Annotated in this window: 11 protein-coding genes; 3 read left to right on the plus strand and 8 right to left on the minus strand. The window is 73.2% G+C overall.

All coding sequences use genetic code 11. From position 1 onward, the window contains the following. Positions 1–2: 2 nt before the first annotated feature. From mftD to mftA, 4 genes are read right to left on the minus strand one after another with little or no spacing between them, the layout of a single operon-like run. On the minus strand, positions 3–1,280 hold the full coding sequence (mftD, locus tag ACFY6U_RS18130) for a pre-mycofactocin synthase MftD (RefSeq protein ID WP_390039283.1): 1,278 nt from the start codon (positions 1,278–1,280) through the stop codon (positions 3–5). Then, a complete protein-coding gene (gene mftC / locus ACFY6U_RS18135; protein ID WP_390039285.1) occupies positions 1,273–2,505 on the minus strand; it encodes a mycofactocin radical SAM maturase in 1,233 nt (410 codons plus the stop codon). Before mftC ends, mftD begins: the two co-directional genes overlap by 8 nt. Beyond that, positions 2,502–2,777 carry a mycofactocin biosynthesis chaperone MftB gene (gene mftB / locus ACFY6U_RS18140; RefSeq protein WP_390039287.1) on the minus strand — a complete coding sequence of 92 codons (276 nt, stop codon included), beginning with the start codon at positions 2,775–2,777 and terminating at the stop codon, positions 2,502–2,504. The genes mftC and mftB overlap by 4 nt, the downstream gene beginning before the upstream one ends. Positions 2,778–2,787: 10 nt before the next feature. Beyond that, positions 2,788–2,925 carry a mycofactocin precursor MftA gene (gene mftA / locus ACFY6U_RS18145; protein WP_351501234.1) on the minus strand — a complete coding sequence of 46 codons (138 nt, stop codon included), beginning with the start codon at positions 2,923–2,925 and terminating at the stop codon, positions 2,788–2,790. A 172-nt stretch (positions 2,926–3,097) separates the two neighbouring features. On the opposite strand from mftA, the gene mftG reads away from it, so the two are divergent. Next, the gene (gene mftG / locus ACFY6U_RS18150) at positions 3,098–4,642 is read left to right on the plus strand and encodes a mycofactocin system GMC family oxidoreductase MftG (RefSeq protein ID WP_390039289.1); all 1,545 of its coding nucleotides are present in this window, start codon (positions 3,098–3,100) and stop codon (positions 4,640–4,642) included. A gap of 23 nt (positions 4,643–4,665) precedes the next feature. Here mftG and mftR read toward each other — a convergent pair whose 3' ends face one another. Continuing rightward, positions 4,666–5,295: a mycofactocin system transcriptional regulator gene (gene mftR, locus ACFY6U_RS18155; protein WP_351501238.1), complete on the minus strand. Its 630-nt coding sequence runs from the start codon at positions 5,293–5,295 to the stop codon at positions 4,666–4,668. Positions 5,296–5,535: 240 nt separating this feature from the next. Here mftR and ACFY6U_RS18160 point away from each other — a divergent pair, with 240 nt between their 5' ends. Beyond that, positions 5,536–6,687: a histidine kinase gene (locus ACFY6U_RS18160; RefSeq protein WP_390039292.1), complete on the plus strand. Its 1,152-nt coding sequence runs from the start codon at positions 5,536–5,538 to the stop codon at positions 6,685–6,687. After that, entirely contained in the window at positions 6,675–7,328 is a 654-nt protein-coding gene (locus tag ACFY6U_RS18165; RefSeq protein WP_390039294.1) for a response regulator, read from the plus strand. Before ACFY6U_RS18160 ends, ACFY6U_RS18165 begins: the two co-directional genes overlap by 13 nt. 83 nt (positions 7,329–7,411) lie before the next feature. Here the strand turns inward: ACFY6U_RS18165 and ACFY6U_RS18170 are convergent, their stop codons facing one another. From ACFY6U_RS18170 to ACFY6U_RS18180, 3 genes are all read right to left on the minus strand, one after another. Beyond that, complete coding sequence (locus tag ACFY6U_RS18170; RefSeq protein ID WP_390039296.1) at positions 7,412–9,694, minus strand: MMPL family transporter; 2,283 nt, start codon at positions 9,692–9,694, stop codon at positions 7,412–7,414. Positions 9,695–10,034: 340 nt separating this feature from the next. After that, the gene (locus ACFY6U_RS18175) at positions 10,035–10,439 is read right to left on the minus strand and encodes a hypothetical protein (RefSeq protein WP_390039298.1); all 405 of its coding nucleotides are present in this window, start codon (positions 10,437–10,439) and stop codon (positions 10,035–10,037) included. 247 nt (positions 10,440–10,686) lie between these two features. After that, complete coding sequence (locus ACFY6U_RS18180) at positions 10,687–12,813, minus strand: exo-alpha-sialidase (protein WP_390039300.1); 2,127 nt, start codon at positions 12,811–12,813, stop codon at positions 10,687–10,689. Positions 12,814–12,837: the final 24 nt, after the last annotated feature.

Below are 12,837 nucleotides of genomic sequence, written 5' to 3' on the forward strand. Positions count from 1 at the left end.
GGTCAGGCGGCCGTGGACCCGGCGTCGGCAGCCGTCGGCTCAGGATTGGCAGCCGTGGGCGCAGGGGCGGTGTCGGTCGCCGCGGGCGCCGGGGTCAGGTCCGCGCCGCCGCCCAGGGTCAGCCGGAAGCCGGGCGGTACCGCCAGGTCGTCGGGGGCCAGTTCGTGCACGGAAGCGTGGCCGAGGCCGAGGACGGCCGAGTCCAGTCCGCCGCGCATGATGTCCAGCACGTTCTCGACGCCGGCCTGCCCGTTCGCGGCGAGGCCCCACAGACAGGCGCGGCCGATCAGGACGGCGCGGGCGCCGAGGGCGAGTGCCTTCGCCACGTCGCCGCCGCGCCGAATCCCGCCGTCCAGCAGGACCTCGATCTGATCGCCGACGGCTTCCGCGATGGCGGGGAGCAGCCGGATGGTGGCCGGGGTGGTGTCCAGGTTGTTGCCGCCGTGGTTGGACACGGACAGGGCCGAGACGCCGGCGTCGACCGCCCGCCTGGCGTCGTCCACGCGACAGACGCCCTTGAGGAGGAAGGGGCCGCCCCACTCCTGACGCAGCCATGCGAGGTCCTCCCAGGAGGGCGGCGGCGTCTGCATCCACTCGCCGTAGGCGCCGAAGAAGGTGGGTGCCTCGCCGCCGGGGGCGGTCAGGTTGGGGACGGTGAGGTCGGGGACGCGGCCCGACCTGGCGTACCGCCACAGCCATCCGGGCCGGGGCAGGACGTCGGGGGCGAACCTCAGCATGGTCCTGAGGTCGAGCCTGTCCGGGATGGCGGGGCTGCCCCAGTCGCGGCCGTGCGAGAACGACCAGTCGAGGGTGACGATGAGCGCCTTGGCGCCGGCGGCCCTGGCCCGGTCCATGCGCCGCACCATGGTGTCGCGGGTGCCGCTCCAGTACAGCTGGAAGAAGAAGTCGGGCTGGGCCGCGGCCACCTCCTCCACGGGCTTGCTGGCGAACGAGCTGAGCCCCATGATCACGCCTCGGTTCGCGGCGGCCCGGGCCACGGCCACCTCCCCGTCCGGGTCGACCGCCTGCACTCCGGTCGGTGAGATGAGCACGGGCAGCGCGGTGGGCACGCCGAGGACCGTCGTGGACAGGTCGCGCTCCGCGTGGTGGCCGACGACGCGCGGCGCGAAGCCCAGTTCGGCGAAGGCATCCGTGTTGGCGTCGATCGTGCGGCCGCGCTCCGAGCCCGCGACGAGCGCGCCGTAGACCGAGCCGGGCAGCCGCCGTCTCGCCCGGCGGCGGGCCTCGGCGACCGACTCGAACCAGGGGTTCCTAGGCATGTGTCCCGCCCTTTCCGGTGGGTGTCGGATCCAGCCCGGCCAGGGGGCTCTCGGCGCACTCGCTCACCGGAGGGCGGCGGGTGAGGACCAGGTCCACGGGGCGCCGCGAGTGGTCGCCGGACGGCTTGGGCAGCCGGGCCGTGTCCCGCCGGGCGAGCCGTTCCGCGCCGTACCCCTGCACGCACTCGGGGTCCGGTCCGTCCAGCGGGAGCCCGGTGAAGAACTTCGCCGCCATGCAGCCGCCCTTGCAGGTGTCGTAGAACGCGCAGGAGGCGCAGGCACCGCCGTGCTGGGGTGTCCGCAGCCGCCGGAACAGCTCCGAGTCGCGCCACACGCCGCGAAAGCCGCCGGGCTCGCGGACGTTGCCGGCCAGGAACTCGTCATGGATGGCGAACGGGCAGGCGTAGACGTCGCCGACCGGGTCGATCAGGCAGACGACGCGGCCGGCTCCGCACAGGTTGAGGCCCGGCAGTGCCTGGCCGTAGGCGGAGAGGTGGAAGAAGGAGTCGCCGGTCAGCACGTTCTCGCCGTGGGCCAGCAGCCAGTCGTACAGCTCGCGTTGCTGTGCGGCGGTCGGGTGAAGGTCGTCCCAGACGTCGGCGCCGCGTCCGGAGGGGCGCAGCCGGGTCAGGCGCAGCTGGGCGCCGTAACGGTCGGCGAGTGCCTTGAAGGCGTCCAGTTGCGGGATGTTGTGCCGGGTGCAGACCACGGAGATCTTGAAGTTCTTCATGCCGGCCGCGGCGAGACGCTCCAGCGCCCGGACCGCCGTGCTGTACGAACCGGGGCCGCGCACCGCGTCGTTGACGTCGGCGGTCGCGCCGTCGAGCGAGATCTGGACGTCCACGTAGTCGTTGCGGGCGAGGCGCTCGGCGGCTTCGGGGGTGATCCGGACGCCGTTGGTGGAGAACTTCACGCCCACGTGATGGGCGGTGGCGTAGTCCAGGAGCTCCCAGAAGTCGGGGCGGACCGTGGGCTCGCCGCCGCCGATGTTGACGTAGAAGACCTGCATGGCCTCCAGTTCGTCGATCACGGCCTCGGCCTCGGCGGTGCTCAGCTCACGCGGGTCGCGGCGGCCGGAGCTGGACAGGCAGTGGGCGCAGGCGAGGTTGCAGGCGTAGGTGAGTTCCCAGGTGAGGCAGATCGGTGCGTCGAGCCCGAGCTCGAACAGGTCGACCAGCCGGGACGGGGACGAGGACGTGGGCGTGGACGTAGGCGTGGCGGTCATGAGGTCCTCCCGACGACCATCGACGACTGCGCGAGTACGGCGAGGGCCCGGCCGTAGCGGGGCAGTTCGTTCTCCGTGAGGCCCGCGGCCAGGAAGGCGGCACGGGCCGTGGGCGCCTCCGCGAGGGCCTGGACCACGGCCAGCAGCCGCCGGTCCTTGAGGAACGACAGCTTGCGGGTGCCGAAGTGGTACAGCAGCGCACCGAAGGGTTCGGGCCGCACCGAGACCTGCGGATGCAGGTCCCAGGCGCGGTCGAGGTCCATGGCGGTCATACGGCGGCGCCTAGTAGACGCCGCACATGCCGTCGATGGAGACCTCCTCGATCAGTTCGTCGGCCTCGATCAGCGCTTCCTCGGCCGGGGTGCCCTCGTCCGGGATCTCGGTGGCCGGGACGGGCGGGGTGGCGTGCGGTCCGTTCATGTGACTCTCCCTGGGCAGCGCTCCCATCGGACAGTCGGAGAATAATGACACCGGGTGCCGAAAGTGAAGACGCCGGACGGCACGGAGCTTCGAAGGGGACGCTGATGAACCTCACCGCGCCATCGGGGTACTTGACGCCGTGCCGTTCCCGCCCGGTATGGGACGCGCGCGGATGAGACGCCCCGACGTCGTGGTCGTCGGGGCCGGCGGCAGCGGTGCCGTGCTCGCGGCGCGGCTCAGCGAGGATCCCGGCCGTACGGTGCTGCTGCTGGAGGCCGGCCCGGTACCGTCCCGTCCGGCGGCGTTCGCACCGGAGTTGCTGGACGCCCGGCTCGTGCCCGGCGCACAGCCCGGACACCCCGCCGTCCAGCCGTACGCGGTCCACCTCACTCCTCGGCGCCCGTACACGGTCGTACGGGGACGCGTCCTCGGCGGCTCGACGACCGTCAACGGCGGGTACTTCGTCCGGGCCCGGCGGGCGGACTTCGACCGCTGGTCGGCCGCGGCCGGGCCGGTCTGGTCCTACGACCGGACACTGCCGTTCCTCCGCGCGCTGGAGAACGACCTCGACCGGGGCGGCGGTGAGCTGCACGGCGACCGAGGGCAGGTACGCGTCCGGCGCACCGGGCTCGGCCATCCCGCCGCCGTGGCGTTCAGGGCGGCGGCCCGACGGCTGGGCTTCCCGGCGGAGCCGGACAAGAACGCCCAGGACGCGCCGGGTTTCGGCCCGGTGCCGTGCAACGTCGTGGACGGAGTGCGTCTCAACACGGGCATCGGCTGTCTGGCGGCCGCGTCCGGGCGCCCCAACCTCCGTGTGGAGGGGGGCAGTACGGTCCTCAGGGTCGTCGTCGAGCGCGGTCGCGCGACCGGTGTGGTGGTCGAGCGGGACGGACGCCGCAGCACGGTGTACGGCGGTGAAGTGGTGCTCTGTGCAGGGGCGTTGCGCTCCCCGCACCTGTTGCACCTGTCGGGCGTCGGGCCGCGCCGCCTCCTGGAGTCCCTCGGCATCCCCGTGGTCAGGGACGCGCCGGCCGTCGGAGCGCGGTTCGGCGACCATCCGCAGCTGGTGCTGGAGTGGGCACCCCGGCGGCCGCTGCCGGAGCCCGTCGGTTCCTGGCTCGGCGGCGCGCTGCACCTCTCCTCGTCGGACGGGGCGCACCCGGGCGACCTGGAGATCCTGCAGTCCCTCGTCCCGCCGGCCGGCCTGACCGGCGGCAGGGTGTCCGTGCCCGGCGCCCCGCTCGCGTTCCTCGTCTCCGTCCAGACCCCGCGGCTGACGGGCCGGATGCGCACCCGCTCCGCCGATCCCGCGACGCCCCCGGGCTTCGACTACGGGTACCTGTCGACGGCGGCGGACCGGCAGCGGATGCGCGAAGTGGTCCGTGTCACGGCCGAGTTGGTCGCTACGACCGAGTTCGCGGAGGTCTCCGCGGGGCTCGTGGAGCCGGTGGCGGAGGTGCTGGGCGACGACCGCCTGCTCGACGAGTGGATCCTCGGGCACCTCGGCACGTCCCACCACACCTGCGGCACGGTTCCGATGGGCCCCGCCGAGGATCCCCGGGCCGCCGTCGACGCCTACGGCAGGGTGCACGGAGTCGCCGGTCTGCGCGTCGCGGACACGTCCATCCTGCCGACGCCGCCGCTCAGGGGCCCGGCCGCCACCGCCGTCCTCATCGGCGAGGTCGTCGCCGACGCGGTGCGGCGGGGCCTGCCCTGACCGACGCCCTGCGGCGGATGCGGCTACCCGGGCAGGTCCCGGTACCCGTCCGCGAGTTGCCGCACGGCCAGGTCCAGCAGTTCGCCCAGGTCGGCGGCCTCCTCGGCCAGCCACTGCTCGTACGCCGCGACGCACGCCGCCAGGACGGTGCTGCCGATCACCCGCGGCAGCAGGTCGGAGGCGGGGCGCCGCAGGCGCCGGGCGGCGAACCCCGTGACGAGGGCCCGCCACGACGCGTAGCGGACGGCCGAGTCCGCCTGGAGCGTCGGCACGCGCAGGATGAGGGCCATGCGCTGCCGGTGCCAGGGCACCTCCGCGGGGTCGAACCGGTTGAACGCGACGACCGCCGCACGCAGCGCGTCCATCATCGGCGTCTCCGGGTCGGCCGCCGTCAGCAGCGCGTCGAGCCTGGTCAGCTGTTCCTCGAAGTCACCCCACACGAGGTCGTTCTTGGAGGCGAAGTAGCGGAAGAAGGTGCGCCGGCCGATGCCCGCCGCGGCGGCGATGTCGTCGACCGTGGTGTCGTCGAAGCCGCGTTCGGCGAACAGCTCGAAGCCCAGCCGTTCGAGCGCGGCCCGTGAGGTCGCGCGCGGCCGGCCCGCCGGCCGCGCGGGTCCCGCACAGACCGCCGTGTCGCCCCGTGGCGGCTCCATCCGCGATCCCTTCCCCAGGCCCGGCCGCTGACGACGGCGCGCGACCGATCGGCCCGCGCCGTCAGCCGTCATCCTCGCACCGCTCGCGAGATACGGTCCGCCGGGTCCGCACATCCAGCCGGGCGGCCGGCGACCGGGTGCGTCCCGGGGGTGGGCCAGCGGTCACGGACGGCCGCGTGGACACCGTCACCGAAGGGTCAGGAACTTGCGTGAGTCAAGCAAAACGTCTAGTTTCGCCCCATGTGGAAATCGATGCGGCGTGCCGGGTGGGCCACGGCCCATCTCTTCCTGGCCGCCGCGATGGCGTTCGGAATGTGGATCTTCGTCACCGTCCTGCTGATCACCGCGATCGGCACGCTGGCGGTCGTCGGTGCCTGGCTGCTGCCCGAGACGGTGCTGCTGATCCGGCGGATCGCGGGGGCCAAGCGGAGCCTGACCGCCGCCTGGACCGGGGTGAAGATCCCCGAGGTGTACCGGCCGCTGACCGGGACGATGCGCGAGCGGATCGTCACGGCCGTACGGGATCCCGGCACCCGGACCGACGCGCGCTGGATGGTCGCGTACTGGTTCTACGGCGCGCTGCTCGCCCTCGCCCTGCCGCTGTGGCCGCTGGGGCTGGTCGTCGACGGCCTGTGGTGCGGGCTGCTGCGCCGCGAGGCCGTCGTCCTGCCGCTGATCGTGCGGCTCGCGGACCTGGAGGCCGACTGGTCGACCGCGCTGCTCAAGCCGTCCCCGCAGGCGCAGCTCACGGCCCGGGTCGAGGAACTGGCCGCGACCCGCGCCGACGCCATCGCCGCGCACGAGGCGGAACTGCGCCGCATCGAGCGGGACCTGCACGACGGCGCGCAGGCGCAGCTGGTGGCCCTCTCCATGCGCATCGGACTGGCCCGGCGCGCCTACGGCGGTGATCCCGAGACCGGCCGGCGGCTCCTCGACGAGGCCCAGGAACAGGCCGAGAAGGCACTGACGGAACTGCGGCAGGTCGTCCGCGGCATCCATCCGCCGATCCTCAGCGACCGCGGCCTCGCCGGCGCGGTGCGGGCGCTGGCGGCGGGCAGCGGCCTCGAGGTGACCGTGGACGACGGCGGCCTGGACCAGGGGGTCCGGGCGCCCGCGGCGGTGGAGGCGGCCGCCTACTTCGCGGTGGCCGAGTCGCTGACCAACGTCGCCAAGTACAGCGGGGTCTCCCGTGCCGAGGTCCGGCTGGTCCGGGTCCGCCGCGGCCTCAGGGTGCGGATACGGGACGAGGGGTGCGGCGGCGCCGACGAGGCCGGCGGCTCCGGGCTGCTCGGTATGCGGCGGCGGGTCGCCGCGCTCGACGGAACGATGGAAGTGTCCAGCCCGGTCGGGGGACCGACCGTGATCGAAGTGGAGTTGCCGTGCGTGTGGTGATCGCCGAGGACAACGCCCTCCTGCGGGAGGGACTGGTCCTCCTGCTGACCTCGGCCGGGCACGAGGTCGTGGCCGTCGCCGGGAGCGGGCCCGAGATCATGCCCGCTCTCCTGGAGCACCGGCCGGACGTGGCCGTCCTCGACGTGCGGATGCCCCCGGGCTTCCGCGACGAGGGACTGCGGGCCGCGCTGGAGGCCCGGGAACGCCTGCCCGGGCTGCCGGTCCTGGTGCTCTCGCAGTACGTCGAGGAGTCGTACGCCAGTGAGCTGCTGGGCGGCGGGACCAGCGGGATCGGGTATCTGCTCAAGGACCGGGTCGGCCGGGTCGACGAGTTCCTCGACGCGCTGGAGCGGGTGGCCGTCGGCGGAACCGCGCTGGACCCCGAGGTCGTCACCGAACTCCTCGCCCGCCGCAAGGACTCGCCGATCGACTCGCTCACGCCGCGCGAGCGCGAGGTGCTGGGGCTGATGGCCGAGGGCCACGACAACGCGACCATCGCCGCGACGCTCGTGGTCACCGAGCGCGCGGTGCACAAGCACATCGGCAACGTGTTCCTCAAGCTCAACCTGCCGCCGAGTGACAGCGGCCACCGCCGGGTGCTGGCGGTCCTCGCCTACCTGGCCCACACGCCACAGGCGTGAGCGGAACGCAGCGAGACGCAGCGGGAGGGGCCGCCCCGGTCGGGCGGCCCCCCTCCTTTCGCCCCCTTTCATCCCCTTTCGCCTCAGTGCGTCGCGGCGGGCTCCGACGCCTGCGGCTCCTCCGCCGCAGGCCCGGCCGGAGCGGCCGAGGCCGTCGAAGCGTTCGAGGTGTCCGGGGCGTTCGGGGCGTTCGGGGCGGGCACCTTGCGGCTCAGCTTCTCGCCCTCCACGTCGATGTCCGGCAGCAGCCGGGCCAGCCACTTCGGCAGGTACCAGGCCTTGTGGCCGAGCAGGGCGAGGATGGCCGGCACGACGGCCATCCGGACGACGAAGGCGTCGAAGAGGACCGCGATGGCGAGCCCGAAACCGATCATCTTGATCATCGACTCGCCGGCGCCGATGAAGCCGGAGAACACCGCCGTCATGATCAGCGCGGCGGCCACCACCACCCGGGCACTGTGCCGGAAGCCGGAGACGACGGCCTGCCGGGGCTCCTCGCCGTGGACGTACGCCTCCCGCATCCGCGAGACCAGGAAGACCTCGTAGTCCATCGCCAGTCCGAAGACGATGCCCACCAGGAAGATCGGCATCATGCTCATGATCGGACCGGTGGACTCCACGCCCAGCAGCGAGGCGCCGTGTCCCTGCTGGAACACCGCGACGACGGCGCCGAGGGCCGCGAGGACGGAGAGCAGGAAGCCGAAGGCGGCCTTGAGCGGCACCAGCAGGGAGCGGAACACCAGCAGCAGGAGCACGACGGCGAGGCCGACCACCACCGCGAGGTACGGGATCAGCGAGTCCTGCACCTTCTGCGCGACGTCGATGTCCAGCGCGGTCTTGCCGGTGACCTCGTAGGACACCCCGGCGTCCCGTTCGAGGCCGGGTCGTTCGCCGCGGATGGCCTTGACCAGGTCCTTGGTCTTCTCGTCGGTCGGGCTGGTGGCCGGGGTGGCCGCGAACACCGCGGTGTCCCCCGCCTTGTTGAAGCGGGCCCGCGACACGGAGACGACGCCCTCGGTGGCGCCGATGTCCTTCGCGACCGCCGCCACGGCGGACTTGGCGTCGTCGGCCCCCTTCGCGTCGACCACGATGGTCAGGGGCCCGTTGAAGCCGGGGCCGAAGCCCTCGGCGAGCGCGTCGTAGGCGCGCCGTTCGGTGGTGGAGGTGGGCTTGGCCTCGTCACCGGGCATGCCCAGCCGGAGGTCGAGGACGGGGGTGGCGACCGCCCCCAGGCCGACCACGCCGAGCAGGAGCACGGGCAGCGGCAGCCGTACGACGATCCTGGCCCACCGCGAGCCGCCGTTCTCGGTCTTCAGCTGCTTCCTGCGGTGGCGCCGGGAGTTGCGGCGGGCGCCGCGCGCGAGCACCGCGTTCGGCCAGAAGCCGAGGATCGCCGGGACCAGGGTCAGGCAGATCAGCACCGAGACGAGCACCGCGCCGGCGGCGGCCAGGCCCATCTTGGTGAGCATCGGGATGCCGACGACCGAGAGACCGGCCAGGGCGATGACGACGGTGAGGCCGGCGAAGACGACCGCGGAGCCCGCCGTGCCGACGGCCAGGCCCACGGCCTGCCGCGGATCGTGGCCCTTGGCGCGTTCCTCTCGGTAGCGGGAGACGACGAACAGGGCGTAGTCGATACCGCAGGCCAGGCCGAGCATGGTGGCGAGGGTGCCGGTGTTCTCCGACAGGCCGAAGGTCCGGGACAGGGCCATGATGCCGGTCATGCTGGCGGCGACGCCGATGACCGCGGCGATCAGGGGCAGGCCGGCGGCCGCCAGCGAGCCGAACGTGACCAGCAGGACGAGGGCGGCGACCGCGATGCCGATCGCCTCGGCGTTGCCGCCCGCCGCGGGCTGTGTCGCGAGCGCGTCGCCGCCGACCTCGACGGTCAGACCGGCGTCCCTGGCCTGGTCGACGGCTCGCTCCAGGTGCTGCTTGCTGGCGTCGGTGAGGTCGTCGGCCTTGGCCGTGAAGGAGACAGTCGCGTACGCGGTGCGGCCGTCCTCGCTGACCGCCTTCGCCCTGAAGGGATCGACGGCGGTGGCCACCTGGGTCCCCTCGGCGGCCTCGTCGACGAGCTTCTCGACGGCCTTCCGGTGGGCGGTGGCGGTGACCTTCTCGCCGCTCGGGGCGATGAAGACGATCCGGGCGCTCGCCCCGTCGGCCGCCGTTCCCGGGAAGCGCTGCTCCAGCAGGTCGAACGCCTTCTGGGACTCGATCCCGGGCATCGTGAAGCCCTCGTCGGCGGCCGCGGGCGCCTTGGAGGCGGCGAATCCCACGGCGCCCAGGACCGCGACCCACAGGACGGTCACGAACCATCGCCATCGGAAGGCCGCACGGCCCAGGTGATAAAGGACAGTTGCCATGGCGGGACAGGCCTCCACATCAGCGGTTCGGGGAGGGCGCGACGACGAGGAGTCCCCCATGGGAGATCCGCCCTGTTCAGGGCCGGCCCGGAGAGGCGTCCGCCGCTGTGCTCCAGCCTTTCGCGGGCCGCCGGGGCGCACGAGGGAGCGCCCTCCCGCATCCGGGGTGTAGCCGGCTACACCAACCCGTCCGCGCACCGGAGCCACCGCTGCCCCGCCGCTCCGGGCCCACGGACAGCCCGAAGGGACCGCCCGCATGCGGGCGGTCCCTTCGGGTCGGCGTCACACCGGGACGGACGGCCACCCCTGCCGTGGGGCGTGCCGCCGGTCGTGCTGTCGGTCAGGACCAGGGCTGGTCGGCCGCCTCGGGACGGGACCGCTTCGGGCCGCGGTAGCTCGCGACCAGGCCGCCTGCAGCGCCCAGGGAGACCAGGCCCATGAACGCGGCGCCCATGATCCCCTTCACCCCGTCCATGGCGACGTACATGGCGACGGCGGTGGCCCCGTTGAAGAGGAAGAGGAACCAGAGCGTGCCCCGCCGCGCCAGGAACGCCTTGATCTTCGGCTTCTTCGCGATGCGCGACCCCGTCAGGAGCGAGACGCCGATGCCGACGCAGGTGGCGAGGTCCTTCCGGGTGCCGTCGAGGACGGCACCGGAAGCGGAACTCGCGGCGAGTCCACCGACGAAGCACGACCACAGCAGCAGATCGGAGACGAACGCCTTCACACGGGCGAGCGGGTGCATGGAACTGTCCTTCGGTAGGCGGATGCGAGGGGCTGATCCGATCGGCGGTCCGTTGCGACCTCGGCCGATCTCCCGCATCCACGATTCCGGCGTCCGCTCTCCGGCACGAGGAAGCCCACTCCCGGGTCCGTGGTGCAGCGGGCTACACCACGCGCCCGGCACGGGCGTCGCCACGAAGCAGAGCCGATCATCAGGCGAGCCGCAGTCCCGCGGAGCACCCGGGGCCCACTCCCCCCCCGGGGGGGGGTCAGCCCTGCGGGCCCAGCAGGCGGATCGCGTCCGCCGCCACCACGCCGTCGGCGTCGTTGGTCAGTTCGACCGACGTGCCGAGGCCCGCCTGGAGCCGGAACTCGCCGAGCGGGACCCAGGTGCCGCCGCGCGGATCGGTGGTGCCCGCGACCCGCTGGTCGATGCGTACGGTCGTGGTGGTGCCGTCCGCGTGGACGACGCTGTACGGGGCGTTGCTCGCCCGGTCGGCGGCCGGGGGGTAGGACGTCTGGATCTCGTACACACCGTCCTGGGGCACCGCCGGCTGCCACCGCACCTTTCGCTCGCCCGAACCGGCGGGCGCCGTACGGTAGTTCCCCGACCAGAAGCCGGGGTCCGCCGTCGCGGTCGGCCAGCTGCCGCTGACGACGGCGAAGCCCAGCCGGTCGTTGTCCACGACCACCTCGGCGCGTACGTCGGCGGAGCCCGGCGCCTCGATCAGGCTGAGCGAGTCCAGGCCGAGCCGGGTGCCGCCGCCCCGGCCGGGTGCCGTCACCGCGCAGCGCAGGGTGTGCCGTCCGGCGCGCAGCCGGGTGGTCCCGAGGTGGGCCAGGTCGAAGCCGTCGGCCGTCTGCGCCGTGGTGTCGATGGCGTGGGCGGGGAGCCCGGTGCCGTCCGCCGTGACGGTGGCCAGGGCGCCGTCCGCCGAGCGGTAGTGGCGCAGGAGCAGCTCGTAGTCGCCGGTGCGCGGCGCCCGGAAGGCGAACTCCACGGCGTCGCCGACCCGTTCGGGGGTGAGGACCAGCCGCTCGCCACCGCGCGCGAGGGGATCCGTGACGGTCTGCACGGTGCCGCCGGTGACCTCGCGGTCCGCTTCGGCCAACGGGATGACGGACTCCCGGTAGTGGGGGCCGCGGCGAAGGCTGTCGCGGCCCCGGGTCAGCCAGTCGAGCGAGAAACAGCAGACGTCGACCCGCTGCGGGACACCCGCCATGTCACCGTCGCAGCCGTAGAGCAGCACGATCGTGCCGTCGGACAGCCGGGCGAGATCCGAGTAGAACGAGCGGTTCTCGTTGACGACCCGCTGGTACCGGTACGAGAAGCCCTCGTCGTAGCTGACCGCGACCGTCATGTTGTACCTGACGGGCGAGTCGGGACGGCTGAACAGTACCCGCCCGGGCTGCCGGCTGCCCGGGCCGCCGGTGTAGCGCAGCAGGCCTGCGTCCACCGCGTTGAACGATCCGGTGCTGCCGTCGAGCGCCGGCTGCGACCAGGTCGTGCCGTCGTCGGTGCTGACGGAGACGATGCGCTGGTTCTCACCGCCCGACGCGAAGCGGCCGTTGACGAGCACGGTGCCGTCGGAGCGCTGCACCGTCCGCGCCTCGTTGACGGGGTACGCGACCTGTACGGGCACCTCGCCGGCCGCCTGCCAGGTGGCGCCGTGGTCGTCGCTGCAGATCGGCGCGACGCCGTAGTACCGCTGGGCCACCGTGTTGCCGACGATCACCCTGCGGTGCAGGCAGTTGAGCAGCAGACGGCCGGAGCGCAGCTGGATTCCGTGGCCCGGACCGGGGCCGTGCAGCGCCCAGTTGTAGGGGAAGCCGTCGAACAGGCCCGCCAGGCTGCGTGGTTCGCCCCAGGTCCGGCCGCTGTCCCGGCTGGAGATCACAGAGAGCTCGCCGGAGTCGCCCGAGCAGGAGGTGTTCTGCGGGAGTCGGAGCGAGAGCATGTAGAAGAGGAAGACCTCCCGGGTCCGGCGGTCCACGACCAGCGCCGGGTTGCCCCAGGACTCGCCGTCGACGGAGGCGACCAGGGTGCGGCTCGCCTCCCAGGTCCGGCCGCCGTCGGTGCTGCGGCGCAGCAGCAGGTCACGCGGACCGGCGTCGCACACCTCGTGGCGGCCCTCGGTCACGGCCAGGACCGTGTCGTCGGGCAGCACGGCGAGCGCGTGGACGTGGTAGCTCACCAACGGGCCGGCGACGGAGTCCCAGAGGGTCTGCTCCTCGAAGAAGGCACCGTGCCGGTCGGGTTCGGACGTGTGGTCGGCTGCCTGTGCCGTGGATCCGAGGGCCACGGGCCCCAGTGCGGCGGTGGCCGTGGCGCCGACGACGCCCAGCGTGAAGGATCTGCGGTTCATGGCGGTGCGGTTCGGTCCGTCGTCGGACATGGGGCCACCCCTTTCGGGCGGAAC

Origin of the sequence: Streptomyces sp. NPDC013157 (genome assembly GCF_042899865.1) — a bacterium.
In the GTDB taxonomy this organism is placed as follows: domain Bacteria; phylum Actinomycetota; class Actinomycetes; order Streptomycetales; family Streptomycetaceae; genus Streptomyces.